23 protein-coding genes are annotated in these 26,077 nt (G+C 68.0%); 10 read left to right on the forward strand and 13 right to left on the reverse strand.

The window, feature by feature from the left end; genetic code table 11:
- Positions 1–20 precede the first annotated feature (20 nt).
- On the reverse strand, positions 21–824 hold the full coding sequence (locus DB31_RS35665) for an SDR family oxidoreductase (protein ID WP_044196514.1): 804 nt from the start codon (positions 822–824) through the stop codon (positions 21–23).
- 3 nt (positions 825–827) lie between these two features.
- Positions 828–1,655: a crotonase/enoyl-CoA hydratase family protein gene (locus DB31_RS35670; RefSeq protein ID WP_044196515.1), complete on the reverse strand. Its 828-nt coding sequence runs from the start codon at positions 1,653–1,655 to the stop codon at positions 828–830.
- A gap of 363 nt (positions 1,656–2,018) precedes the next feature.
- Here DB31_RS35670 and DB31_RS35675 point away from each other — a divergent pair, with 363 nt between their 5' ends.
- The gene (locus tag DB31_RS35675; protein ID WP_240487043.1) at positions 2,019–3,170 is read left to right on the forward strand and encodes a serpin family protein; all 1,152 of its coding nucleotides are present in this window, start codon (positions 2,019–2,021) and stop codon (positions 3,168–3,170) included.
- 30 nt (positions 3,171–3,200) lie between these two features.
- On the opposite strand, the gene dnaE is transcribed toward DB31_RS35675, so the two are convergent.
- Positions 3,201–6,758, reverse strand: coding sequence for a DNA polymerase III subunit alpha (dnaE, locus tag DB31_RS35680; RefSeq protein ID WP_044196520.1), 3,558 nt, complete (start codon positions 6,756–6,758; stop codon positions 3,201–3,203).
- Positions 6,759–6,966: 208 nt separating this feature from the next.
- On the opposite strand from dnaE, the gene DB31_RS35685 reads away from it, so the two are divergent.
- The 4 genes from DB31_RS35685 to DB31_RS35700 all read left to right on the forward strand — a co-directional run bounded on the left by DB31_RS35685 (position 6,967) and on the right by DB31_RS35700 (position 11,500).
- Positions 6,967–9,033: a sulfatase family protein gene (locus DB31_RS35685; protein WP_044196522.1), complete on the forward strand. Its 2,067-nt coding sequence runs from the start codon at positions 6,967–6,969 to the stop codon at positions 9,031–9,033.
- A gap of 130 nt (positions 9,034–9,163) precedes the next feature.
- Positions 9,164–9,604 (forward strand): Spy/CpxP family protein refolding chaperone, encoded by a 441-nt coding sequence (locus DB31_RS35690; RefSeq protein ID WP_044196524.1) that lies wholly within the window; start codon positions 9,164–9,166, stop codon positions 9,602–9,604.
- Positions 9,605–9,719: 115 nt separating this feature from the next.
- On the forward strand, positions 9,720–10,514 hold the full coding sequence (locus DB31_RS35695; RefSeq protein ID WP_044196783.1) for a M14 family metallopeptidase: 795 nt from the start codon (positions 9,720–9,722) through the stop codon (positions 10,512–10,514).
- Positions 10,515–10,618: 104 nt separating this feature from the next.
- Positions 10,619–11,500 carry an aldo/keto reductase gene (locus DB31_RS35700; protein ID WP_044196526.1) on the forward strand — a complete coding sequence of 294 codons (882 nt, stop codon included), beginning with the start codon at positions 10,619–10,621 and terminating at the stop codon, positions 11,498–11,500.
- On the opposite strand, the gene DB31_RS35705 is transcribed toward DB31_RS35700, so the two are convergent.
- Entirely contained in the window at positions 11,497–12,702 is a 1,206-nt protein-coding gene (locus DB31_RS35705; RefSeq protein ID WP_044196528.1) for a substrate-binding domain-containing protein, read from the reverse strand. The two genes, DB31_RS35700 and DB31_RS35705, sit on opposite strands and share 4 nt — an antisense overlap.
- 171 nt (positions 12,703–12,873) lie before the next feature.
- Here DB31_RS35705 and DB31_RS35710 point away from each other — a divergent pair, with 171 nt between their 5' ends.
- On the forward strand, positions 12,874–13,659 hold the full coding sequence (locus DB31_RS35710; protein ID WP_044196530.1) for a hypothetical protein: 786 nt from the start codon (positions 12,874–12,876) through the stop codon (positions 13,657–13,659).
- Positions 13,660–13,687: 28 nt separating this feature from the next.
- On the opposite strand, the gene DB31_RS35715 is transcribed toward DB31_RS35710, so the two are convergent.
- The 5 genes from DB31_RS35715 to DB31_RS35735 form a co-directional block, all read right to left on the reverse strand.
- Positions 13,688–14,407: a hypothetical protein gene (locus tag DB31_RS35715; protein ID WP_044196531.1), complete on the reverse strand. Its 720-nt coding sequence runs from the start codon at positions 14,405–14,407 to the stop codon at positions 13,688–13,690.
- Positions 14,404–14,817 carry a hypothetical protein gene (locus DB31_RS35720; RefSeq protein ID WP_044196533.1) on the reverse strand — a complete coding sequence of 138 codons (414 nt, stop codon included), beginning with the start codon at positions 14,815–14,817 and terminating at the stop codon, positions 14,404–14,406. The genes DB31_RS35715 and DB31_RS35720 overlap by 4 nt, the downstream gene beginning before the upstream one ends.
- A 1-nt stretch (position 14,818) precedes the next feature.
- Entirely contained in the window at positions 14,819–15,691 is an 873-nt protein-coding gene (locus DB31_RS35725; RefSeq protein ID WP_044196535.1) for a WGR domain-containing protein, read from the reverse strand.
- A 53-nt stretch (positions 15,692–15,744) separates the two neighbouring features.
- On the reverse strand, positions 15,745–16,710 hold the full coding sequence (locus tag DB31_RS35730) for an NAD-dependent epimerase/dehydratase family protein (RefSeq protein ID WP_044196536.1): 966 nt from the start codon (positions 16,708–16,710) through the stop codon (positions 15,745–15,747).
- 76 nt (positions 16,711–16,786) lie between these two features.
- Entirely contained in the window at positions 16,787–17,968 is a 1,182-nt protein-coding gene (locus DB31_RS35735) for a GNAT family N-acetyltransferase (RefSeq protein WP_044196538.1), read from the reverse strand.
- 103 nt (positions 17,969–18,071) lie between these two features.
- Here DB31_RS35735 and DB31_RS35740 point away from each other — a divergent pair, with 103 nt between their 5' ends.
- Together DB31_RS35740 and DB31_RS35745 are read left to right on the forward strand one after the other, a co-directional pair.
- Positions 18,072–18,548: a GNAT family N-acetyltransferase gene (locus DB31_RS35740; protein WP_044196539.1), complete on the forward strand. Its 477-nt coding sequence runs from the start codon at positions 18,072–18,074 to the stop codon at positions 18,546–18,548.
- 15 nt (positions 18,549–18,563) lie between these two features.
- Positions 18,564–19,061: an endonuclease V gene (locus DB31_RS35745; RefSeq protein ID WP_044196541.1), complete on the forward strand. Its 498-nt coding sequence runs from the start codon at positions 18,564–18,566 to the stop codon at positions 19,059–19,061.
- Positions 19,062–19,087: 26 nt separating this feature from the next.
- Here DB31_RS35745 and DB31_RS35750 read toward each other — a convergent pair whose 3' ends face one another.
- Positions 19,088–19,606, reverse strand: coding sequence for a hypothetical protein (locus DB31_RS35750; RefSeq protein WP_240487045.1), 519 nt, complete (start codon positions 19,604–19,606; stop codon positions 19,088–19,090).
- Between the two features lie 280 nt (positions 19,607–19,886).
- Here DB31_RS35750 and DB31_RS35755 point away from each other — a divergent pair, with 280 nt between their 5' ends.
- Positions 19,887–20,813, forward strand: a complete 927-nt coding sequence (locus tag DB31_RS35755) for a TFIIB-type zinc ribbon-containing protein (protein ID WP_052420518.1) — start codon at positions 19,887–19,889, stop codon at positions 20,811–20,813.
- Entirely contained in the window at positions 20,813–21,772 is a 960-nt protein-coding gene (locus tag DB31_RS35760; RefSeq protein WP_044196543.1) for a hypothetical protein, read from the forward strand. Before DB31_RS35755 ends, DB31_RS35760 begins: the two co-directional genes overlap by 1 nt.
- 12 nt (positions 21,773–21,784) lie before the next feature.
- On the opposite strand, the gene DB31_RS35765 is transcribed toward DB31_RS35760, so the two are convergent.
- The 3 genes from DB31_RS35765 to DB31_RS35775 form a co-directional block, all read right to left on the reverse strand.
- Positions 21,785–23,314, reverse strand: a complete 1,530-nt coding sequence (locus tag DB31_RS35765; protein WP_044196544.1) for a GspE/PulE family protein — start codon at positions 23,312–23,314, stop codon at positions 21,785–21,787.
- 75 nt (positions 23,315–23,389) lie between these two features.
- A complete protein-coding gene (locus tag DB31_RS35770; protein WP_044196547.1) occupies positions 23,390–24,400 on the reverse strand; it encodes an Rpn family recombination-promoting nuclease/putative transposase in 1,011 nt (336 codons plus the stop codon).
- A gap of 157 nt (positions 24,401–24,557) precedes the next feature.
- Entirely contained in the window at positions 24,558–25,961 is a 1,404-nt protein-coding gene (locus DB31_RS35775) for a serine/threonine protein kinase (RefSeq protein WP_044196549.1), read from the reverse strand.
- Positions 25,962–26,077: the final 116 nt, after the last annotated feature.

Genomic DNA, 26,077 nt, shown 5'->3' on the forward strand with positions numbered 1-26,077 from the left:
TGGGATCCCCGAGGGAGCCGTCAGCCCCCGAGCGCCTGCATGAGCACGCCGGAGCCCATGAGCGACCAGCCGCCGTCACACACCATGATCGAGCCGGTGATGTAGGAGGCCGCGTCCGACGCCAGGAAGAGCGCCAGGTTGGAGATGTCCGACTTGGAGCCCATGCGCTGCAGCGGCAGGGTTCCGATGACCTTCTCGCGCGACTCTGGAGTGGGCGCGAGCCGACGCATGCCCTCGGTGTCGTCGATGGGGCCCGGAGAGATGGAGTTGATGCGGACACCCGCCGAGCCCCACTCGATGGCCAGCACGCGCGTGAGCATGTCCACGCCGGCCTTCGCCGCACAGACATGCGCCTGCATCGCCGTGGGCAGGTAGGCCTGAGGCGCGGAGATGTTGATGACGGTGGCGCCCGGCTTGCGCAGGTGCTCGAAGCCGGCCCGGCACGCGTTGAACGTGCCCAACACGTCAATGTCCATCACCGCCTTGAAGCCGTTGGAGGACATGGCCAGCGCGGGCGCCGGGAAGTTGCCCGCGGCTCCGCACACCAGGATGTCGATCTCCCCATACGCCTCGTGGGCCGTCTGGAAGGCCTTCTCGACGCTGGCGTAGTCGCGCACGTCCGCGGGGAGGCCCATGGCGGTGCCGTGGGCCTGGAGCCCCTTCACCGCGCCCTCGAGCTTCTCCACGTTCCGGCCGTTGATGACCACCTTGGCGCCCGCCTTCACGAAGCGCTCGGCGATCCCGAGGTTGATGCCACTGCTCCCGCCGGTGACGAAGGCCACCTTCCCCGCGAGCAGTCCGTCCTTGAAGATTCCATCAGCCATGGCTCATCTCCCTTGAAAGCGCGGAGGCCGCCGCTCCATGAAGGCCGCGAACGCCTCGGTCAAATCGTTCGACTGCAAGAAGGCCGCGTTCCACACGGCCACGTAGCGCAGCCCGTCCTCCACGGACTTGTCTGCGCAGTACTCCATCACCTGCTTGGCGCCCTGAACCACCAGCGGCGGGTTGTCCGCGATCTTCCGCGCGGTGGCCCGCGCCCCGGCCAGGAGTGCCTCAGGCGACTCGAACACCTCGTTGACGAGCCCCATGCGCAGAGCCCGCTCGGCGTCGAAGTCCCCGGCGGTGTAGGCCAGCTCGCGCGTGTGGCCCTCGCCGATGATACGGGGCAGCCGCTGGAGCGCCCCCAGGTCCGCGATGATGCCCACCTTCGCCTCGCGCAGGCTGAACTTCGCCTCGCGCGAGCAGTACCGGAAGTCGCACGCGGCGATCAGATCGATGCCGCCGCCGATGCACCAGCCCTGAACCGCCGCGAGCACGGGCTTGCGGCAGCGGGCGAGCCCCTCGGTTGCGCCCTGCATGCGCTGAATGAGCTGGAGCAGCTTCGTGCGCTCGGAGGCGAGGTTGTTGTCCCCGCCGATCAGCGGCCCGAGCGTCTCTGTCATCGCCGCGAGTTCTAGGCCGTAGGAGAAGTTCTTCCCCTCGCCGCGCACCAGGAGCACACGCACGGACTCGTCGGCCTCGAGCTCACGGATCGCTTCTGGCATCTCACGCCAGAAGTCCGGCCCCATCGCGTTGCCCTTACCGGGACCAATGAGGACAACCTCTGCGATGCCGTCCGACTTCTCGATGCGCAGTGACTGGTACGTCTCGGCCATGGGAGCGCTCCCTCGCTTGGGAGCGGCACTTGACCAGAAACGGACAAGGGACGTCCACGACTTCAGCCTCCGGGACTCCCTGTCCGCGGGTGATCGATTTCTCAGAGCGCCCTCGGAAATTCGAGAGGGCCCACGGGAACGGGAGCCTCCAAGTGCTCGAAGTCCTTTCCTCGGGGGTGCGCACGCAAATTGCTCCTCCCTGCGCGGACCTTCCATGGAGGAGTGTGTATGGGCTCGCGTCGTCTCTGGCTTTCACCTGTGGTTACAGCCCTGCTGATGCTGGCGGGGTGCTCTTCTGAAGAGCCTCTGGGGCCTGAAATACCGCCTCCCCCCGGTGAGCTCATTGCCTCGAGTGATGAGCGGGTGACTCCCGCGGTCGCCGCCGAGACCTTGGCGTCGGCCGCCTCGGGGAACACCGATTTCGGCGCGGCGCTGTATCCCCTTATCGCGCGCCCGAACGAGAACCTCTTCTTCTCTCCGTTCAGCATCACCCAGGCCTTCGCCATGGTGTACGCGGGGGCCCGCGGCAACACCGCCCAGCAGATGTCGCAGGCGCTGCACTTCCCCCTCTCCCAAGAGCAGCTCCACCCCGCCATGAACGCGCTGGACCTGGCGCTCAACAGCCGGGCCGCGCAGACACGGGGACCCCAGGTGGTACCGCCGGAGTTCCGCGTAGTGAACGCCACCTGGGGACAGCGCGGCTTCGCGTTCGAGCCTGCATTCCTCGACGTGCTCGCCCAGCACTACGGCACAGGCATGCACGTGGTGGACTTCAGCACCGAGGCCGAAAGCCTCCGCACCCAAATCAATGACTGGGTCGCAGGCCAAACCCACGACCGCATCAAGGACTTGCTCCCCGAGGGCTCGGTGAAGAGCGACACGAAGCTGGCACTCACCAACGCGCTCTATTTCAAAGGAGCGTGGGCAGAGCGTTTCGATCCGCAAGCCACCGTGCCCGCGAACTTCCACCTGCTGGGAGGTGGCACGCAGCAGGTCCAGCTGATGCAGCGCACGTTCTGGCTCCCCTACAAGCGGGGGGAGGACTTCCAGGCCTTCGCGCTCCCCTACTCGGGAGGTGCCTTCCGGATGCTGTTCATCGTCCCCGACAGTGGCCAGTTCCCGGCGGTCGAAGCGCGGCTCTCGGCGGAGTTCCTGGACAGCATCCGCGGGACGATGGAGAACCGAGTGTACGCGCTGGGCCTGCCCCGGTTCCGCGTGGAGACAGAGTTCTCCCTCGTCCCACCGCTCCAGCAGCGGGGCATGACAGACGCCTTCTCCGATACCGCCGATCTCTCGGGCATCTCGCAGGAGACGCGCCTGAAGCTCTCGACCGCACAACACAAGGCCTTCGTGGCCGTGGATGAAAACGGCACGGAAGCGGCGGCGGCCACAGGAGTGACCGCCGTGCCCGTCTCCATCCCCGAGCCGCTCATCGTCGACCGGCCCTTCCTCTTCCTCATCGAGGATGTGGAGACTCGGACCGTGCTCTTCCTCGGGCGTATCGTGAAGCCCTGAGCCCGAGTCTGCACTGGGGAGCTGGGGCCACTACCCCAGCTCCACCACCTTCATCCCGAACAGCTTGTCCACGGCCAGCAGCAGCTCGTCGTTCACCTGCACCTTGAGCTGGGTGCCACCGATGAGCGCCTCGGCCTCGCCCGGGAACAGCACGCTCACCGCCACTGGCGTGGCTCCCGCGTTCTTCTTGGCGATCTCCAAGAGCTTCGCCAGCTTCTCCTCGGTGAGCAGGTCCGCCGGCACGCGCAGCTCCAGCCGCTTCGTTCGCTTCTCGCGCACCGCCTTCAGGCTCTGGATGTCCTCGACGATCAGCTCCGCCGTGGGTGCATCCTCGTCCCGCTGACTGATCTGCACCGTGCCCGTCACCAGGATGGGGTCATCCCCCTTCAGCAGCGGCTCCCAGTGCTCGTACCCCGGCTTGGGCCCCTGCTTGCTCCACTTGCCGTCCTTGCCCATCACCGACCGCGTGCCGTCCTTGCCCGGGAAGCACACCAGCTCGATGGAGCCGGACAGGTCCTCCAGCGTCACCCACGCCATGCGCTTGCCCGTCTTCGTGGGCCGCTCGCGCATGGCCGCGATGATGCCGCCCACGGAGATCTTGTCGTCCCGCCGGGCCCGCTGCACCGCTGTCACCGGCCGCGCGTAGCGCTTCAGTTCCTTCTCGTACGCGTACAGGGGGTGGCCGGACACGTAGAAGCCGATGGCCTCCTTCTCGTAGGAGAGCCGCTCCTTCTCCACCCACTCCTCCACCGCCGCGAAGTCGTCCTTCATCGCCGCGCCGCCACCCGAGGACGGCCCCGCCAACATCCCGAACAGCGAGCTCTGCCCCGCCGCCTTGTCCTTCTGGCTGGCCGAGCCCCGGTTCAGCGCCCTCTCGATGGTCTCGAAGAGCTGCCGCCGCGGACGCTTCTCGAAGTCGAACGCGCCGGCCTTCACCAGCGCTTCGAGCACCTTCCGGTTCACCCGGCGGCCGTCCACGCGCTCGCAGAAGTCGAACAGGCCCTTGAAGGGGCCCTCCTTGCGCGCCTCGACGATGGCCTCGATGGCGCCCTCGCCCACGCCCTTGATGGCGCCCAGACCGAAGCGGATCTTCCCGTCCACCGCGCCGAACGCCATGTCCGACTGGTTCACGTCCGGCGGGAGCACCTGGGTGCCCGACTCGCGGGCCTCGCCGATGTGCCGCACCACCTTGTCGGTGTTGTCCTTCTCGCTGGTGAGAAGGGCGGCCATGAACTCCACTTTGTAGTGGGCCTTGAGCCACGCCGTGTGGATGGTGATGAGGCCGTACGCCGCCGAGTGGCTCTTGTTGAAGCCGTACTCGGCGAACTTCTCCATGAGGTCGAAGATCTCGCCGGCCACCTTCAGGTCGACGTTGTTCTTCTTGCAGCCCTCCAGGAAGCCGGCGCGCTCGGCCTGCATCACCTCGGCCTTCTTCTTGCCCATCGCGCGGCGGAGCAGGTCCGCGCGGCCCAGGGTGTAGCCACCCAGGACCTGCGAGATCTGCATCACCTGCTCCTGGTACACGATGACGCCGTAGGTGTCCTTGAGCACCGGCTCCAGCGCCGGGTGAGGGTACGTCACCGGCTCGCGGCCGTGCTTGCGGTTGATGAAGACGTCCACCATGCCCGAGTCCAGCGGACCCGGACGGTAGAGCGCGCCCGCGGCGATCACGTCTTCGAAGCAGGACGGCTTGAGCTTCATCACCATTTCGGTGAAGCCGCTGGACTCCATCTGGAAGACGCCGGCCGTGTCGCCCTGGGCCATCAGCTCCCACATCTTGTCGTCGTGCAGCGGGATGTCCTCCCGCTCGAGGGGCTTCTCCTTGGGGTGGTTGCGGTTGATGAGGTCCAGCGCGTTCTGGATCACCGTGAGCGTCTTCAGCCCGAGGAAGTCGAACTTCACCAGGCCCGCCGCCTCCACCTCGTCCTTGGCGAACTGGGTGATGAGCGTCTTCTCACCGGGCGGCTGGTAGACGGGGACGAACTCCCACAGCGGCTTGTCGGCGATCACCACGCCGGCGGCGTGCATGCCCGGCTGGCGGTGCAGGCCCTCCAGCGCGAGCGCGATCTCCAGCACGTCCTTGGTGGTGACTGGCTTGCCTTCCACCTCGCCGATGTTCGAGGGCTTCTCGATCATCTCCTTGAGGCGAGGCTCGGTCTCGATGGCCTCCTTCAGGGTGATGTTGAGGACCTCGGGCACCAGCTTGGCGATGCGGTCACCCTCGCTGAACGGCAGGGCGAACACACGGCACACGTCGCGCAGCACGCTCTTGGCCTTCAAGCTGCCGAAGGTGATGATCTGCCCGACGTTGTTCTCGCCGTACTTGCCCGAGACGTACTTGATGACCTCGTCCCGGCGGTCCTGGCAGAAGTCGATATCGAAGTCCGGCATCGACACGCGCTCAGGGTTGAGGAAGCGCTCGAACAGCAGGTTGTACGGGATGGGATCCAGGTCGGTAATGCGCAGCGCGTAGGCCACCAGCGAGCCTGCGCCCGAGCCACGGCCCGGCCCCACCGGGATGGTGTGCTTCTTGGCCCAGTTGATGAAGTCCTGGACGATGAGGAAGTAGCCGCTGAACCCCATCTTCTGGATGACGCCAATCTCCAGATTGAGGCGCGCGCGGTAGGCGTCCACATCGAACTTGGCCCCGGCCTTGTGCAGCTCCTTGAAGCGCTCGTGGAGGCCCTCGAAGGCCAGCTCCGCCATGAAGCTGTCCGGAGTGTGGCTCTCGGGCACCTTGAAGGTGGGCAGCATGGGCTTGCCCAGCTTCAGCTCCAGGTTGCACTGCTCGGCGATGACTTGCGTGTTGTGAACGGCCTCGGGGGTGTCCTTGAAGAACTCGAGCATCTCCTGGGGGCTCGTGACGTAGAGCTTGTCCGTGGAGTGCTTCATGCGCTTGCCGTCCGCCAGCGTCTTGCCGCTGGCGATGCACATGAGCAGCTCGTGCGCCCGCGCGTCCTCGCGCTTGATGTAGTGGGCGTCCGCCGTGGCGCACAGCGGGATGTCCAAGTCCCTGCCGAGCTGCTTGAGGTTCTCGTTGGCCTTGTCCTGCTCGGGCATCCCGTTGGACTGCACCTCGAGGAAGAAGTGGCCCGGCTCGAAGATGTTCTTGTACTCGAGCGCCGCCTTGCGGGCGTGGTCCATGTCCCCGCGGAAGCAGGCGCTCGTCACCTCTCCACCCAGGCACGCGGTGAGCGCGAAGAGGCCCTTGCTGTGCTCTGCCAGCAGCTTCTTGTCGATGCGCGGGTGGTAGTAGAAGCCGTCCATGTACGCCTTGGAGGCCAGGTAGCGCAGGTTCGCGTAGCCCTCGGCGTTCTGGGCCACGAGGATGAGGTGGTGGGCCACCTTCTCCGTGCGGTCCTCGCGGCCCTTGGTGCCGGCCACGTAGGCCTCCATCCCGACGATGGGCTTGATGCCGGCATCCTTCGCCTTCTTGTAGAAGTCGATGGTGGCGAACATGTTGCCGTGGTCCGTCACGGCCACGCTCGACATGCCCTTCTCCTTGACCGTCTTGATGAGGTCCTTCATCCGGATGGCCCCATCCAGGAGGGAGTACAGGGTATGCAGGTGGAGATGGGTAAAGGACATGGTCTCGAGGTGTTCAGGCGAGCAAGAGCGGCCGGCGAACAATAGGGTCCCCGAACGCGCGCCGCCACACATCCCTGCCGAGTAGGTTCGGAGGCCGAAAAATCGGCACTTGGCACGTCTCGTGCTGTCCCTGGGTAGGGCCGCGAGAAGAGGACCTTTCAGGTGGTATGAGGCTCGGCGAAGTTGCCCTACAAGGAGGGTAACAGCCATGCCCCCGGACTCCCCTCCCTCGCTTGGCCGCTCCCTGGTGCTGGGTTGCCGGGCAGGCTTGCTCGTGTTCCTGGTGCTTTACACGGGGTGTGCCGTCTTCAACATGAAGCTCGGCTACCAGGGGAACGCCAGCCGGCTCATGGAGGAGTGGGTCTGGCAGGAGTGGCGAAGTGTGGTGCTGGGGCAGGTGGCTCGGCTCATCCTCGCGTATACCAGCGTGGGGCTCGTGCTGGGAGCGTGGATGGGTGCCGGGCTGTGGGCCCTGGGCTTCCGGCGCCGGGCGGTTTTCTGGGGGAGTGGGCTCGCGTGTCTCGCGGTGGAGGTTCCGCTGGTGCTGGCGGACTTGGCCCACCACCCGCACCTGTATGCCACGACGCTGTACGAGCGCGCCGGGTGGACGAAGGCGCTGCTGCTGGCCTTGAGCGGACAGCCACCGGGGCTGTGGCGCGCGGTGGCGCTCGGGCCGGTGGTCGCCGTGCCATTCGTGATGCTCTTCCGAGCGCTGCGCCGCCCGCCGCGCTGGGGGTATGTGCCCGCTGTGCTCGCCGTGTGGGCCGGGCTTGGCGTGCATGGATGGGGACGTGCGGAGGAGGGCCGAGAGCGTCCACCCGCTCGGCACAATCTGCTGATTCTTGCCTCGGATGGGCTGCGACCGGACCACCTCTCCGGCAACGGGTATGGCCGCCCCACATCTCCGAACATCGACCGGCTGATGCGCGAGGGCACCCGCTTCCAGGAGACCGTGGTGCAGATTCCGCGCACCGCTCCTTCTTGGGCCACGCTGCTCACCTCGCAGTGGGCGGGCGAGCATTCCCTGCGCCACACACTGGTGGGCCAGAAGGTGCTCGAGACGCCGTTCACCACGTTCGCGAGCGCGCTCGGAGCGGCCGGGTGGCAGACCGCCGTGGTGTCCGACTACGCGGGCGACCTGTTCTCCCGGTTCCGCTTCGGCTTCCAGCGCGTGCAGGCTCCCGCGTTCAACTTCCCGGACCTGATCCGGCAGCGGATGCTCGTCACCCACGTGGCGCTGCTGCCATGGACGGCGCTGGCGCCTGGCCTCTTTCCCGAGCGCGGCCAGCTCCCCGAGCTGACCGACCCCGCGCCGCTGCGCCGCTCCGTGCAGCGCACCCTGGATGGCTTCCGGCCCGAGGCTCCTTTCGCCCTGCTCGTCTTCGCGTCCACGACGCACTTCCCGTATGCGGCGCCCGCGCCTCAAGAGGGCCGCTTCGTCGCGGAGGGCTACCGCGGCCCCTGGCGATTCGGCGCAACGCCCCAGATGGAGCTGCCCCCGGACGCCCAGCCTCCCACGCCCGAGGACAGCGCCGCGCTCGTCGCCAACTACGACGCAGCGGTGCTGGCCTTCGATGGGCTGGTGGGCGAGCTGATGGAGGAGTTGGAGCGCCGGGGCCTCGCGGACTCCACGCTGGTGGTGCTGCTGTCGGATCATGGCGAGCACCTCTCCGATGAAGAGGGGCGCGGGCTCGGCCACGGCGAGCACCTGTTTGGGAGCGCCTCGCTGCGCATTCCGTTTGCGCTGCGGCTTCCGGGCCGGGTGGCGGCAGGGCGGACGGTGCCGGGGAGGGCTCGATCGATCGACGTGGCACCTACCCTGCTCGCGCTGCTCGGCGTGCCTGCGCCGGAGACGTTCCGGGGACGCTCGCTCGCGTCGATCGTCGCGCCCGAAGCCAAGGCAGCGGCAGTGCCGGACGCTCCGGCGCTTATCGAGACGGACTTCTGGTTCTCCGATCGGGATGGCCTGCCCTACCAGCAAGTGCGCATCCCCTATCCCTGGGTCTACGAGACCGCGACAGTGGAGCCCTCGGGGGACATTGCCCTGAAGCCCGAGTGGGAGAACACGGTAGAGGCTGCCAAGCACCGAGGGCTGTACCGAGACCGCTGGAAGTTGCTGGAGCTGCCCACACCGCAAAGCGTGAAGGTGGAGCTGTACGACGTCGTCGCCGATCCTGAGGAGCGGCGGGATGTCTCCGCCGAGCATCTGGACATCGTCACCCAGCTCCGGGAAGAGCTCGCACGCGAGCGTCCCGCGGGGCTCGCCGAGCGGTAGGGCCGCACTTCACACTTCTTTACGAAGGGGACAAGCGCGCTCAATGCCCCCCGGGCATCTTGGGTACCGTCGCCACTGAGGCGAAGCCGAACCCACGGTCCCTTCGGGGGCCTTCTCAGGAGATAACGCCATGAAGAAGAAGATCGCCATTGCCGCCTCTGCTGTCCTCGCCGTGGTCCTGCTCAGCGGCTTCCGAGGGGGCGGCTGGAGCCGGGACCCCGAGCGCATCAAGCAGATGATCACCTGGAAGCTGGACGACAAGCTGGAGGACCTGGACGCCACGGAGGCGCAGAAGCAGGCCATCCACGGGGTGAAGGACCGGCTCTTCGAGGAGGGCAAGACGCTGGCCACGGAGCACAAGGCCACGCGCGTGGAGGTCCTCAGCCAGCTCGAGTCGGACTACCCGGACTCGCAGAAGCTGCACAGCATCGTGGACACCCGCATCGACGCGGTGCGCGCCTTCGCTCACAAGGTGGTGGACGCCGCGCTCGAGGTCCACAAGGTCCTCACCCCGGAGCAGCGCAAGACGCTGTCCACCGAGTACCGCGAGCGCATGGGCGACCAGCCGTAGACAAGTGTCCTCCGCGAACGGCCCGTGCCCTCGGGGACGGGCCAGTCGTGCCGCACTGAACGCCTCGGGTGAGGGAAGGTGTGCTGCGGGGATGGCACGCCACTATGATCGATGCGTGGAATACACGGATTACGCCCGCCGCATCCTGTCCTATACCTCCCTCGCGGATGTGGCCGAGTACGGCCGGGTGGTGGAGGCCGGGAAGGACTATCCCCTCTTCCGGCTGACCGTCCCCGGCTCGCGCTGGCTCGTCATCACGTCCGGCTTCCATGGGGAGGAGCCTGCGGGCCCGCTGACGCTGGCGGAGAGCTTCGCGGAGATCGTGGCCTATGCGAAGGCGAGGGACGTGGGGCTGCGCGTCTATCCGTGCATCAATCCCTCGGGCTTCGAGGTGGGCACCCGCTACAACCGCAGCGAGGAGAAGCCGAACAATGACTTCCTCCGCTACGAGGTGACGCCGGGCGTCTGGAAGGGCGAGCTGACGCGCGAGGAGTCCTTCCAGCGCTGGGTGCTCTACGACGGAGGGCCCAAGGAGACGCGGGCGGTGCGCGCGGATATCGACCGATTCGCGCCTCCGGCGGCGGCGCTCGACATCCACCAGGACAACTACCTGCCGCAGGCGGCCACGTACGCGTACACGTTCGGGGACTCGGCGGCGTACCGGCCGTTGATGGAGGCGGCGGCCGCGCACGTCGCTGTCATCCGCCACCAGAAGGTGGACGAGAACCACCACACGGATGCGGATGGGCTCATCGTGTCCCATGACGGGAGCGTGACGGACTACTTCACGCGGCGGGGAGTGCCGTACACCTCCGCGCTGGAGACGACCACGCGCACCCCGCTGGCGTCGTGCCACGCGGTGAACCTCATCTGGATTCGCGGCTTCATCGATCTGGCCGCGAGAGGGTGACCGCCGCACTGGAGCACCTCCGAGCCCTCCGATAGGTTCCCGCGCCGCAGTCCAACTCAGTGGGTCCGTGGCGTGAGCGCGCGGACCGGGTGTGGAGGAACTCGATGGAGCGCCGTCCCCTTGGGAATACAGGCCTGCAGGTCTCCGCGTTGGGATTCGGAGCAGGACCGGTTGGCGATGCTGCGCTGACCGAGGACGCGGCGGCGGCGCTGCTCCACGGAGTGCTGGATGCGGGGATCAACCTCATCGACACCGCGCCCAGCTATGGGGCGTCCGAGGAACGAATCGGGCGGCACCTGCAGGGACGGCGTGGGGAGTTCGTGCTCTCGACGAAGTGCGGCTACGGCGTGCCAGGGGTGGAGGACTGGACGGGGCCGTGCATCACCCAGGGCATCGAGCTGGCGCTGCGGCGGCTGCGGACTGACGTCATTGATGTGATGCACTTCCACTCGTGCCCCATCGACGTCCTGGAGCGGCCGGGCGTGGTGGACGCGCTCACCCGAGCGGGGGAGCAGGGAAAGATCCGCGTGGCAGCGTACTCCGGAGACAACCACGCGCTGGCGCACGCGCTGAACATGGGGCGGTTCGGGTCGGTGCAGGTGTCTGTGAACCTGTTCGACCAGCGAGCCCTCGACTGGGGCGTAGCGATGGCGCGAGAGCGAGGCGTGGGGGTGATTGCGAAACGCCCGCTCGGGAATGCGCCATGGCGGTTCTCCGAGCGGCCAGGGGCGCAGGACGTGGCGCTCTACTGGAACCGGATGCGCCAGATGGCGTTGGATCCACACGGGCTGGACTGGAGCGAGCTGGCGCTGAGATTCGCAACCTTCATGCCAGGGGTGGCCACTTGCATCGTGGGCACGACGCGGCTGGAGAACCTCCAGCGCAACGTGCAAGCCCTGGAGCGCGGCCCGCTGGCACCGGAGCACGTCTCACACATCCGAGACGCGTTCCGGCGCAATGACCACGGATGGGACGGACAAATCTAGCGCTGGCTGCCCACCACACGCGTCCACATCGCCAACAGATTGCGAACCACCGGCCCCTGCGGCACCTCCGCCACCGGTGGCACCTCCACCAGGATTCCGTGGTCCGCCAGCCGCGTGAACGGGTTGTCCGCGTCCGCCGTCTTGATGGGCACCGAGGGATCCGCCGGCCGGAAGCCAAACTTCAACGCCCGCTCCTGCATGGGCCGGCTCCGCAGGAACTTCACCCACTTCCGCGCCGCCTCCTTCTGCGCTTCCGTCACCCAGTCCGCCTGAAGCACCGCCGCCGGGTGATCACTCCACAACGTCAACGGCGGGTAATACACCTTCAGCGTCCCCCACCGCTCCTGCGCGTTCGCGATCTGCGAGATTGCCAGGTTCTCGTACACCACCGCGATGTCGTACCGGGACGGGCCGAACCGCACCATGTCCGTCATGAACGTGCCCGAGGATGCCTCGAACTTCGACACACCCTTCTCCAGCTGCCGGATCCACTCCTGGTACTTCGGATCCAGCAGGTCCCCCACCGTCAGCCCCGAGCGCTTGTGGTAGTACTCCAACGTCGCCAGCAGCATCGCCTGCAGCCCTGAGTTCGAGCGCGTCGGGTCCGTGTGTCCCAGCTTCACGAACCCCCACTCCGCCTTGCCTCCCACTGCCGGCCATCCCTGATCGCTCGCCACCGCCTGGTGAATCACCCGCCACGACACCGCCTTGCCCTCGTTCGCTTTCAGCAGCACGTTCGCCCGGTCTTCCCACACCACGAACACCAGCGGTGTAATCACCAGCGGCTGCGGCGCATCCTCCCCGTCCTGCGCGAACAGCGGCCCCCGCGTCCGCTCCGTGGCCCAGTCCGACTCCAGCATCCGCAGCACCGCCGTGTCCGCCGGGCTCCACACCGTGGGCTTCTCACGTCCCTCCAGGATGCCCTGCGCCGCATCCAGCGAGCCCCGTCCCACCAAAGTCACCTTGACGGACGGGTTCTCCTGTTGAAACAACACCGCCGCAGCCTCCACCCACTCCTTCTTCTCCGTGCTGTAGAGGAAGGAGATCTCCGTCACCGGCACGGGCGCCGACGGGCGGCTCGGGCCCGTGCTCCCTGCCCCGGAACTCCCCGTGTCACTGGACGTATTGCCGTGGCGGGACAGGTAGAACACCCCGCCCACCGCCAGGAGAAAGCCGAGGATGACCAAGACCCTGGGATTCATGCCACCCTTTGTACTTCGTCGCGCACCCCGACGACATGGGCCTGTCCCATCGCTATATTCATCGCCTCGCCCGGTCCTCGGGCTCCGACTGTGTCACCTGCTTCTTGCATCCTTGTCACAGCACTGTCACGAAGCCCTGTCTTCGACCATTACGCTGGAGATCCGGCCCCTATGAGAGCCTCTCGCATCCTCCTGTTGAGCCTGTGCGCCGCCCTGTCCGCCTGTGCCGCCAAGAAACCCCCGCCCCCCCAGAGCGCCTCGCTGGGTGAGACCAAACTGGAGTACCGCGACTACAGCCGCGTGAAGGGCTCCCTGTGCGGCGTGGATCCCCGCCGGCTCGGCCCCGAGCTGCAGAAGATCAACGAGGTGCTGGAGCAGTTCGTCTCCAAGACCGAGAACGCCGCCAAGCCCGAGGCCACTGCCGAGGAGGTGGAGCTGCTCCGCGAGGGCTCGCAGTCCCTGGGGCCCGTGGTGGATGCCCATGCGAAGAACCTCGCCGGGCTGAGCGCCTGCGGCTTCAAGAAGCAGGCGCCCTTCCCGGAGCTCGCCCAGAAGGGAGAGCCCATCGTCAAGCAGGCCAAGGCCCGGCTGGACGAGGCCCCCGCAGTCCTCGCCGCTGCGGACAAGCGCATCGCCGAGTCCAAGTGGCGCGAGGAGTCCGCCGCCCGCGAGGCCACCGCCAAGCAGACGTGGTGCACGGGCAAGGTGATCGTGGGCAGCGGTGACTTGTACTTCGCCCGCCAGGAGCCGGACGGGAAGATCCGCTGGAGCTTCTGCGATGGCATCGCCGTGGAGTGGATGTCCGGCTCGGATCCCGCCGTCATCGTCCCGGACACGATCAGCAAGAAGGACCGCAAGAAGATCCAGGACAAGCGCTACCTGGAGGCCGCCAAGGGCTACCCCTCCGAGGAGATCGACAAGCTCGGCGCCGGGAAGAAGCCCGAGGCCCAGGAGTAACACCTGGCGGAAGCGGAGGGCCGCCCGGCTATGGCGCGTAGGTGACCACCACGTGGTTGCCCGTCACCATCAGCCGGCGCGGCACCGCGCTGCTCCCCAGGATGGCCAGGTCGAAGTTCAGCGGCGTGCGCAGGGTGCGCTTGTTCATCTCGTCCTGCAGCATGCCCTCGGCGCTTGCGTCCCGCTTGGACACCAGCCGCGCCGATACGGCCTCCGCCTTCGCGTGCAGGATGTTGCCCTCCAGGGTGAGCTGCACCTCTAGATCGGCCAGCACTCCGTTGCCGAGTGCACTCTGGAAGTCCTTCACCTGCTTCTTCGCGAAGCTGGGCACCTGGCCGGTGTAGCGCACGTTCACGCCTCGCAGGAACGCCTGGCACGAGAGCCGGTTGCGCGAGAGGAACCGGAAGCCCGTCAGCCGCTCCACGATGATCTCCCCGTCCAGCTTGCTGTGCACCTCCCGGCCCTGCATCCGGTACGGCAGCATCTGGGTGGAGAGCTGCTCCAGCATCGCGGGCGTGTAGTAGAGGGAGAAGGTGGGCCCGCTCTGTCCCGGCGAGGCCATCTCCGCCGCGTACTGCGAGGCATCCTTCACGGACTGCTCCGCCGCCTGGAGCTTCGTGTTGAGGTCCCGCTGCTCGTCCTCCAGCCGCTTCACGCGCACGCGCGGGTCCACCGAGAAGCAGCCCGCCAGCAGCGCCCCCGCGCCCAGCGCCGCGAATGCCGTCTTCCACCCCGAGCGAGCGCTCATGGCGACGCCACCGTGCAGGTGCCCGGCGCCACGCGCCAGTTGCCCGTGTTCCTCGGCGAGGAGAAGGTCGCCGTCATCCGGTAGCTCTGGTGCGTCAGCCCCAGCCGGGCGTGCACCTCTCCCGAGCGAGGCATCCCCTTGGGCGCGGCCTTGGCCGGCATCACCGCCGTGCAGCCCAGGTTCTGAAGCCCCGCCGCGTTCTCCGCCTGCGTGGCCGACGCGAAGGACTGCTCCACCTGCGCGTCCTTCTGGCGGAGCTGCTCGCGGAGCGCCTGGTTGCTCTGCTCCAGCTCTTCCGCGCGCGCCTCGAGCGAGCCCCCGCCCCGCCTCGACGCATTGCCCGACGAGCACCCCGCCGCCACGAGCAGGAGCACCACGGCCCCACCCCACTTCCAGGTCCGCTTCCTCACGTCACGCTCCCATGCGCGCCACGCGCTGCGCCAGGTGTGAATCTCCGCCCGTCTCGATGGCACGAAGGTGTGTCTGCAGGGCCCCGCCCGCGCCCTTCAGGTGCGCCTCCAGGTGCGGCTTGAGCGCGTTCCACCGCCGCTGCCACCCCACCTCGGAGCCGCCACGCAGTTCGGGGCGCTCGGCGAGCAGCAGCCCCATCCGCAGTGCGAGCTCCGGCTCGGCCAGCGCCTCCGCCTCGCGGGCCACCACCGCCACGCCTCCCGCTGAGCCCGCCGAGGCACGCTTCCACTGCTGCGTCACCCGGACGAACGCCGCCACGTCCAGTTCGCCCAGCAACTGCATCGCGAACCGCAGCGGCAGGCGGGGCTGCCCCTGGGGCACCACCACCTTGCCCATGAGGGACTCGAACACCGCACCCAGCGCCGCATGGGCCGAAGGGTCACCCCCTCCCAGCTTGCGCAGGGCCCGCCGGGCCCGCCGCGCCTGGAGCGCCACCTGCCAGCTCCTGTTGCCCAGCCGAGACTCCAGCTTCGTGAGCGCCTGGGCCGCCTCCGTCACCCGCTCCGCCGTAGGCTTCGTCGCGCGCACCCGGGGCGGCAACGCGGGCAGCGGCGGGGGGGCCTTCTCCTTCGGCGCGGCGGCCGCGGGCGCCGGGGCCTCACCGCCCTCCGTCACCTCGCGGTAGCCCTCGCGCAGCTTCTCGGCGACCTTCTTCTCGTACTCGCGCCGCGCGCTCTCCTCGTCCGGGAACGCCTTCTCCTTGCGCTGCCCCGCAGTGCCAATCCGCCCGTAGGTGACGATGAAGGTGCTGCCCTGCAGCTCTGGGCTCCAGAACTTGGAGCTGGAGCCCTCGACGAATTCGAACCTGCGCATGCCACGAACCTCCCGCCTGGAGGCCGCAGGCTACTACGGACAGCCCGCCCGTCTCAGCCCTGCATCTCGCGCAGCCCCGCCGCCTGCGTCATCCGCCCCTCGTAGCCCAGCTCCCGGCGTGCCTTCTCGTCGCTCACCGTCACCTCCCGCCCTGCCAGCAGCAGTTCCTGCCGGGTAATGAGCGGGTTGCCCGGCAGCGGTAGGAAGTTCCAGAGCAGCTCGCACACCGTCGCCAGCCCCATGGAGAACCCAAAGGGGATCTTCTTGTTCCCCGGATCCACTCCCTGCGTCTTCAAGAGGGAGGTGATGAACTCGCGGAACACCACCGGCTCGCCATCGGTGAGGAAGTACGCCTGGCCGCCGCGCCCCTTCTCCGCCGCGAGGAGCATCCCCTCCACGCAGTTGGCGACATGGCAGGTGGAGGTCTTGAAGGTGCCCCCGTCCACCCAGCGGAACCGGCCGGACTTCACCGCATCGACGAGGATGGGGAGCACGGAAGTGTCGCCCTTGCCCCAGACGAAGCGGGGCCGCACAACCACCGTGGTCAGCTCGGGCGAGTTCACCGAGAGCACCAGCCGCTCCGCCGTGCCCTTGGTGGAGGAGTAGTGCCCGATGGGCCGCTCGGGCAGGGGCCGCGTCTCGTCCACGTTGACCAAGGGCGAGCCATCCACGAGCACCGCCTCGGTGCTCACGTGCACCAGCCGCTTGATGCCCGCCGCCCGCGCTGCCTCCAGCACGTTCTCCGTGCCGCGCACGTTGGCCTCGAAGAACTCGGCTCGCGTGCCCCACTGCTTCACCGTGGCCGCCGAGTGGAAAACGATCTCACAGCCCTCCATGCCCCGCTTGAGCGCGTCCACGCTGGAGAGATCGCCCTCGACCGGCTCGGCGCCCGCCTGGCGCACCACATCGAGCGAGGCCTGCGAGCGCCCCAGCGCCCGCACCGTGTGCCCCTGCTCGCGAAGCGCCGGAATGAGCCGCCGGCCCACGAATCCCGAACCGCCCGTGACGAATGCGCGCATGCCCTTGCTCCTCTGAGAGAGCCCTCGCCTACTACCGTTCCACCCCCTTCGCCAGCGCCCAGCCCGAGCCGCCGCGTCAGAACATGTCCGGGAGCGACGGCGGGGGACCGGAGAACAACGTGGCCGCCAGCCGCACCGTGGCGTCGTCCGCCACCAGCGAGCCCACCGAGCGCAGCGCATCCGCCGTCAGGAAGCCCGTGTAGAGCGGCGCGAGTGCCCGGACATCCAGGCTCATGAGCCCGCCTCCACCCCGCTGCACATGCCCCGTGCCGCCTGACACCTCCAGGGTGAAGCTGCCCCGGTTCTCGGGGAAGAGATCGTCCTCCACGTGCAGGTGCAGCGTGCCGGAGACGCCCGCCGGGTAACCCCGGGCCTCGAGCGCGGCGGGGACGTCCAGCACGCGCATCATCCAGTGGAAGAGCAACTTCACCTGGTAGGTCTGCTCGCGCATCAGCAGGAGCAGCGGATCCATCGGGCCGCCCGTCCACACCACCTCCTGCGCCAGCGAGCGATGATCGCCCAGGAAGGCCAACAGCCGCCGCCCCGCCGCGGGCGTGGCGACCACGTAGTCCGTGAGGAAGAGCTCCTGCAGGAGATCCATCTTGCGGCGGCGCACCAGCCAGACATAGCCCTCCAGGCCCTGCGCTCCCTCCAGGACGAAGCCGTAGGCCGTCTCGCTCCGAGGGTGGAACACGCGATCCCACACGTAGGAGCCGCGATCGAGGTACCCCTGCCGGGTGGAGGCATGGCGCCGGTAGAGCTCCTGGACGGCGGGGAGATCGGCCGGCTTCACGGGCCGGACCTGGGGGGTGCGCTCCTTGAAGTCGAGGCGCGAGGCCTGGACGCGGCTCTCGAAGCGGGCCCCGGCCTGCTCGTAGCCCACGCGCCGGTAGAGCGGCTGGGTGGCCGGGTAGAGGACGGAGATGGGGAACCCCAGGCTGCGCAGCTCCTGCAGGGTGCGCTGCATGAGCCGGGTGGCCGCTCCGCCGCCGCGCGCACCAGGAGCCACGCCCACCCCACCAATGCCCGCCATGGCGACGCGACGCCCGCCGAACCACTGGCCCATGTGGATGGGGAGCGCCGTGGCCGTCACCGTGCCTCGCTCGCGCAACACCCGGAGGTTGCTCCGCCCCGCTTTCTCGAGCCAAGCGGCGCCTTCCTGAGGCGTCATCGCGAATGCCTGGGCCATGATGTCTGCCACCGCGGCCTGCTCCTCCCCCTCTCCGGGAGGGCCGAACTCCGGTCTACCCGTCTCCATGTCATGCCTTCCTTCGCCGAGGCGCCAGGGCGCGGACGAACGATACGCGGTTGTCCCATCTGCTGGCACGCGCTTCCATCCGCCAGGCGCTAGCATCGCGCGCATGATTCGCTCCGCCACCCCCGCAGATATCCCCGGCATCCTCCAGCTCATCCGTGCACTGGCGGACTACGAAAAGCTGTCCCACCAGGTCGTCGTGGACGAAGCCCGGCTGCGCGAGCACCTCTTCGGCCCCTGCCCCTACGCCGAGGTGCTGCTGGCCGAAGACGGTGGGCAGCTCGTGGGTTACGCGCTCTTCTTCCACACGTACTCGACATTCCTGGGCCAGCCGAGTCTGTATTTGGAGGACCTCTTCGTCCTGCCCTCGCACCGGGGGGGAGGGTTCGGCAAGGGACTGCTGGCGCGGCTGGCGCGGCTGGCAGTGGAGCGGAACTGCGGGCGCTTCGAGTGGATGGTGCTCGACTGGAACACGCCCGCCATCCAGTTCTACGAGTCCCTGGGGGCGGCGCTGGCGCCCGAGTGGAAGCTGTGCCGCATGACGGGCGAGGCGCTCCAGCGGTTCGCCGCGACGGCGCGCTAGCCCAGGAGAAGCGCGATGCTTGTCAGTGTCGATGTGGATTACCGGCCGGATGCGACGGTGGCCGCGTGCGTCGCCTTCCGGGACTGGGGCGACGCGGCCGAGGCGGCGCACTACGTGGACCGGGGTCCCCCCGCTGAGCCTTATGTCCCGGGCGAGTTCTACCGCCGGGAGCTGCCAGCGCTGCTGCGCGTGCTGGCGCTCGTGCCCGACCCTCTGACGACGGTCGTCATCGATGGCTATGTGTGGCTGGCGGGAGAGGAACGCCCGGGCCTGGGGGCCCACCTGTACGAGGCGCTCGGGCGAACCATCCCCGTCATCGGCGTGGCCAAGACGTCGTTCCAGTCCAGCCGGGTCTCCGTCCCGGTCCTGCGAGGGGGCAGCCAGCGGCCCCTGCTCGTGACGGCCGTGGGGGTGGAGGTCCAGGACGCGGCGGCGTGCATCCAGCGCATGCACGGGCCGTCTCGGCTGCCCACGCTGCTCAAGCGCGCGGACCGGCTGTGCCGGGACTCCTGAGGCCTGAGTGCCGGAGCGTGCCCGGGCTACCGAGGCAGTCGGCAGATACCCGAGACAATCTGATCCTCGATCCGGTCGAGCCCCAGTTCCTGTCCGGGTTGTGACTCGGCAAAGAGGGCGCCCTTGTCTGGATCGATCTCGGGGTCTGTGTGGCTGTTGTGGAACAGCGCCAGCCCTGAGTGGACGAAGGCGGCCTCCACCTTCTCTCCCTCCTTCGGCATGCTCCGCAGGCCCCGGAGGCTGCTCTGGGGGCAGGGCACTCCACATATCTCCCCCTTGCACAAGCCTTTCGGCGTCCAGCTCACAGTGCCCTTCCCCGCATCCACTGCCACCGCGTCCTTCGCTGTGAAGCCGTACTTGCGGAGCAGTCTGGCCAGGCTCTTCGGGGGATCATCCCAGTTGAGAGGCCCTGTGAACTCCTGATCCAACTGGCGCTTCTCGTCCCAGGGGCCGTCTCCGCCGGCAGCGGGCACCAGCGTCCGGTGCGGAACCTCTTCCCATTGGCCGCGGACGTCCACCACCAGCCACCCATACTCCGTGCGCATGAAGGCATGCGCTCCCTCGGGATTGAGCGACCACCGGGTCCGGAAGAGGACTGCGCCGTTCCGCGCGGCGAGGGGGTGGAGTTGGACGTTGATGGAGGAAGGTCCGGTCGCTTGGGCCGTGCCTGCGCCAAGCAGCAACAGCAGGGGGAGTGTCCGTGAGAGCCTCATGGAGGCTGAGCGTAGCGCCACAGCGGCGGATCTGCGCGATCGGCCTCGCGCCGATCCCCTTGGCTTTCTAAGATGGAGAGAAGATTCCCGTCCGCGCCAGGAGCCACCTCGGGTGAACCTGTCCTGTCAGTCCTGTGGCGCCCAGCTGGTGGTGGCCGGCAACCACCGCACCACGACGTGCCCGTACTGTGCTGCCCCATCCGTGGTGGAGCGGCCACCGACTCCAGACCGGCCCGCGCCGACGTTCGGGCTCGGCTTCGTGCAGACGCCGCAGAAAGCCCGCGAGCTGGCGCGGGAGAACCTGCTCCGCCGCAGCTTCTGGGCGCCCTCCAGCGTCCGCAACGCCTCCGTCGAGGAGCTGCGCGGCATCTACGTGCCCGCCTGGCTCTACAGCGGGCTCGCCGAGTCCGACTTCAGCGCCAGCATTGGCGAGAACTACACCGAGACCGAGACGTACACGACCACCGAGAACGGGAAGACCGTCACCAAGACACGGCAGGTGACGAAGACGGAGTGGACCTCCCTCCACGGCCGCCACACGGAGTATGTCCCGGACGTGCTCGTCACCGCATCCTCGGGCCTGCCCAATGACGAGCTGGAGCAGATCGAGCCGTTCGATCTCCGCGCGCTGCGCCGCTACGACGATGCGCTCGTGGCCGGGTGGATCAGCGAGGACCCGTCCCTGCCCCAGGAGCAGTGCCTGCAACAGGCCCGAGCCGAGGTAACCACCCTGCTGCGCAAGCGGCTCTCGGCGTTCATGCCAGGAGACTCGCACCGGAACCTCGAATACTCGACCCGGTTCCATCAGGAGTCCCTGGTGGTCTGCCTGCTCCCCGTCTGGGTGCTGGCGCTGCGCCACGACCCTCAGTCCCCGCCCCTGCGCTTCCTCGTCAACGGACAGACGGGCAAGGTGCACGGCCGCGTGCCCACCTCTTGGGTGAAGGTGGCCATCGCCGTGCTGCTGGTGCTCCTCGTCCTCGGAGGCCTGTACCTCCTGCTGTTCCACGGGCAGACCCTGCCGCGCGGGAGGGGCCGCTGATGTCCGTCATCGAAGCCCAGTGCCAGCGCTGCCACAGCCGGCTCGAGGCCGAAGACCTTCGCTGTCCCGTCTGCGCCCTGCCCACGCCGAGGCCCCCTCGCAGCGTGGACCGCGAGAGCGCTCGCATCATCCGCTGCAACACCTGTGGAGCGACGGTGGCGTACTCGGTGGAGGCGCAGGCGCCCAAGTGCGCCTTCTGCGCATCGGAGATGCACACCGAGACGCAGGAGGACCCCATTGACCAGGCGAAGCACTTCGTGCCCTTCCGGGTCGGCACCGATGAGGCGCACGAGGCGCTGAGAGCGTTCCTGGGCAAGGGCGGCTTCTTCCGGCCCAAGGATCTCGCGAGCCGCGCGGCAGTGGACTCGCTGAAGCCCTTGTGGTGGCCGGGCTGGAAGTTCGACGCGGCGGTGGAGGCCACCTGGACCGCCGACACGGACGCGGGGGCCCGCCGCAGCGACTGGGCACCGCACTCGGGCGCGACCCGCCTCGTGCTCCACAACATCCTCGTCTCCGCTTCGCGGGGGTTGACCCAAGCGGAGACCCAGAAGCTCACCCCTGCCTACGAGCTCACCCAGGCGAAGCCGCAGCCCGAGGGTCCCCCGGGCGCGCAGGTGGAACTCTTCGACGTCACGCGCTCGGGCGCGCGGCGGCAGATCCTCGCCGGGGTGGAGCACACGGCCCGCGAGTACATCACCCGCGCGGCGCTTCCCGGCCGCCGCCACCGCAACCTGCGCGTGGCCGTGGCGCTGTCAGGCCTGGGCACCGCGCACTACGCGCTGCCCGCCTACGTGCTCGCGTACCGCTACGGCAAGAAGCTGTACCGCGTCGTCGTGCATGGACAGGACCCGGGCTGCGTCCTCGGCGAGAAGCCCATCTCCTGGGCGAAGGTGGCGATGACTGTCCTCGCCGCCCTGGCGGTGCTGGTGCTCATGTTCCTGGTGCTCCGGAAGTCGTGAGCGGACAGGCGCTCACCGCCGCTCGTCGCGAGTGGCGGTGATGTGCCGGTAGGGGATGACGCGGACGAGCTCATCCACTGTCATCAGCCCCGCGGCGATCTTCTCCATGGCGTCATCCACCAGCGTCTTGAAGCCGCGCTCGCGGGCGTACTTCCGGAGCTGCGCGTTGTGGGCTCCCGCGACGATGAGGTCCTGCATGCCGGGATCCACCAGGAGCAGCTCGTAGATGCCCACCCGCTTGCGGTAGCCGGTGTGGTGGCAGTGGTCGCAGCCCCGGCCCTTGCGCAGTTGGATGCCGTCCAACAAGCGGCCGAGCAGTATCTTCTGCTCCTCGGTGGGCGTATAGGGCTCCGAGCACTTCTCGCAGATGCGACGCGCGAGCCGCTGAGCCAGGACGGCCAACAGCGCGTCCGCGATGTCCGTGTTGTCCAGCTCGAGTCCTCGCAATCGGCCAATGGCCCCCACCGAGTCCGCCGTGTGGAGCGTGCCCAAGACGATGTGGCCTGTGCGGGCGGCGTTGAGCGCGGTGCTGCCCGTCTCCAGATCGCGAATCTCGCCCATCAGCAGGATGTTGGGATCCTGGCGCAGCAGGGCGCGCAGCAGCAGGGGGTACGGCATCTGCGGGCTGACCTGCTTCTGATTCACCTTGGGGACGAAATACTCGATGGGGTCCTCGGCAGTGATGATCTTCCGGCGGCCGTCATTGAGCTGGGCCAGCGCCGAGTAGAGCGTGGTGGTCTTCCCGCTGCCGGTGGGCCCGGTGACGAGCACCATGCCCTCGGGGTTGTTGAGGAGCTGGAGGAAGGTGCGCTGCAGTTCCTCGGACATGCCCAGCTGGACCACGGGGAGGAGCCCCGCCTGCGCATCGAGGATGCGGATGACGACATCCTCGCCTGCGGGGCTGGGCACTACGCTCACGCGGTAGTCGATGACCTTGCGGTGGCCCTCGCCCCGCTCGATGACAGCGCGGATGCGCCCGTCCTGGGGCTTGCGGTGCTCGGTGATGTCCAACTCCGCGAGGATCTTGATGCGGTTGATGACCTCACGAACCGACTCCGGATCCATGTCCGTGTACATCTGGTGGAGGATGCCATCGATGCGCAGGCGCAAGTCCACGTCGCCCGGGTAGCTCTCGATGTGGATATCCGAGGCCTTCTTCTCCACGCCCATGGCGAGGATGTTGTCCACGAGTTCCACGGCGGTGGGCTGGTGGCGCGACGGAGGACGCGGGCGGATGATGAGGTCCGCTTCGATGCGCTCTCCGGCGCCGAAGCCCGTCTCCAGGGCGGACTCCACCTCATAGCGGTTGAGCCGCACGGTACGGATGGGTCGCTCCAGCAGGTCGCCGATCCGCGAGAGGAGGTTGGGGTTGTCCGGATCCAGCATGCCCACGGTGACCGTGGCGTGAGGAGCGGCGGGGTCCACCTTGCCGAGCACCACCGCATGGTGACGGCGGCAGAAGGGCTCCGGCAGCAGCCGCATGGAGTTTCGATCGAGCGAGTGTTGGGAGAGTTCGGAGAAGACGTCGGAACCTTGCGACATGCCCGGAAGGCTATACTGGGAAGCGCTCGGGCACAGGTCCTTCCTCGGGCCTCACTCGGCGTGCGCCCTTCGAGCTCAGTTGTTCAGCTGAAGGTCCGAGAGGTGCGACGCGCTCGAAGCCTGAACGAGCCATCGGTCGAGAATCGCCGAGTCCGTACAGGACAAAATGAGATGCCGGGACTTCTCGTCTACTTCGACGCCCCTTGCAGCCAATACTTGCAGGACCGCGAGAGCCCGTCCCTGCGCTTGCCCCTCAGCCAGCCCCTTGAGCCAGCCTTGTTGATGCCCTTCCTCGCGAAGTTCGTCCGCATAGGACTTCATCAAGTCCTCCTCTCGCTCCTTACCTGCCACGGATTGTAACACTCGCCGGAGCGTCTTGCGTGCTGCTGGCGGCCCCACCTCGAACAGGTAGTGAACCACCGCACGCAACTCCTCCAGCCCCTCTGCCTCTGCATGAATCTCGGCCACCAGCGCCTTCCATCCCTCCAGCCGCCAAGAGAGCCCTTCGTCACGCCCATGGCGCAAGAGGAGAAACGCCAATCGCGCCAACGGAGGCCCCGGGCGCGCTCGCAGCGTCTCCTCCCGCTCGGCCGTCAAGTCATCCAGCAGGTACTCGAAGCGCGGCACCAGGGCCCGCCATCGCTCCAACTCTCCTTCGTCACTGGGCAGTTGGAACAGAGCCTCCACCCGGCGTGGTGCCGTCCATCCCGCTTCTCCTCCGTGGTACATGACCAGTGGCACCACGACGGGCAGCACTTCGCTCGCCGGGTGCTCCTTGCGCCAGTGCTCCAGGTGACGCACCACGTACCGCAACATCCTCAACGCCATCCACCGATCGACCGAGGATTGGTGCTCCAGCAAGAGGTAGAGCAGGAGTGGCTGACCATCCTGGAGCTGAGCCGAGAACAACAAGTCGCTCTGGCTCTCTCTCAGTTCCGGGTCCACCACGCTGACGGGCTCACGGCGCAAGCTGGTCCAGTCCACCCGTGACACCACTTCCGGCGGCAGGACAGCGCGCAGCTCCGCAGCGGCCCGCTCGGGGTGGCTGAAGGTGAAGCGGGCGAACAGATCGTGAGGACCCGGCATGACGGGCCGTGATCAGCATGCTGCGTGCCAACACAGCGGCTGAGGACCAAGTCCCTGCATTTCCTCGGCGCTTGTACTCCTGGAACGAAAATCCGAGCACGCCACGAGCGCAAGGAGTCCACGGCCGTGGACTCGCCGTCCACGGCCGGAGCCTGCATTACTTCGGTTCCGAAGTAGGAGGTCGTCCTGCGGTCCACATGGGCCAGTAGCAACCGTCTCCCCATTCGTACGCTTCATCCCCACAGGGCGGTTTCGCGTCCGCGAAGCGACCCCAGCACCCACCGTTGATCGCCACCGCTGGGTACTTGCAGGGAGGCTGACGCTGCCCCGGTAAGGGCTTCTTCGGCATCTCTAGGGCCACGCCCCCGGGTCTCGACCCGCCCATGTCTACCGTCGCCCGCGCCGAGATCGCCGTGTCCGCCAGTTCCGAGGTGCCTGCATCCACGCCCTCTTCGGCGCGTGGAGCCTGCGCCACGCGCTGCCGTGCCTCCCCTCGGGCGGGCAAATACCGATCCACATTCCACACCAGGAGCGTCACCCCCGCCCCCACCACAGCCGCCAGCCACTCTTGCCGCCACCGCCACAGCTCGTTCAGGACCCGCTCTCGAAGCAGGTAGCGCACAGGAGGGGGCTCCTTCCATCCCCTCAGCAGCCGATCCGCACGGCGCCCCGCCTTCCTCTCCGCTCGCTTCAATGCCTTCACCGCCTGCGCCGCGCTGCCCCGGTCCTCAGGCCGCGACGACATCATCTTCAGAATGACCGCCTTCAGTTCCTCGCCCGCACCCTCCAGCGCCTCGGGCGGCACTGCCACCCGGTGTTCGAGCCAGGCGCTGCCCTCCAGGTTATCCCAGTCCGGATCCGGCAGCGGCTCCGGGAAGCGGCCCACCACCACCCGCCATGCCGTCATCCCCAGCGCGTACACGTCATCCGCAGGAGTGGACTCGTAATGCGCCTGGCGCTCGTCGCGCTTCTTCCACTGAAAGCGCAGCGACTCCGGGCTCCAGTACTGCGGCGTCCCTGGCGGCTCCGGCGAGCGCGTCAGCCGTCTCGCGCCCCGGTAGTTTCCCGAGCCGAAGTCCAGCAGCACCGCGCTCCCATCCCTGCGCACCAGGATGTTCTCCCCCTTCACGTCCCGGTGCACTCCCTCCAGCGCGTGCAGTGCCGCCAATGCGCTGGCCACCTGCGCCAGCGCCCTCACCGCTTCCCTCCACGTCCGCTCCGGTCGCGCGGCCCACCAGTACAAGTCCTCCCCTTCGACCCAGCGCATCACCGCGTATGGGTACTTCCTCCCTCCTGGTCCCCTCCACCATCCCCGGTCCAGCAGCTCCGGCACATGCGGGTGCTTCATCCGCGACAGCAGCTCCCACTCCCTCTCGAAGCGCGCATCCATCGGGTACATCGCCATCTTCAGCGCCACGGGCTCCCCGGATTCCCTCCCCACCCTCTTCGCCCGGTACACCGCGCCGTACGAGCCTCTCCCCCGGCCTCTCTCCACGCGCCACTTGCCTACCACCGTCCCCTCGGGCAACGCGTCCGGCTCGACCCAAGACTCTCGCTCCACGGCTCAGCCTCCAGACGCGCGCCCGTAGGCGGCCATCCCTCGGGCCCCATCCTACCTCTTAGGTGGTCCGCCGCCTACCCTCCTCAAGAGTCGCTCCCGGTGCCCCCAAAAGCACT

Origin of the sequence: Hyalangium minutum, from assembly GCF_000737315.1 — a bacterium.
GTDB classification, from domain to species: Bacteria; Myxococcota; Myxococcia; order Myxococcales; family Myxococcaceae; genus Hyalangium; species Hyalangium minutum.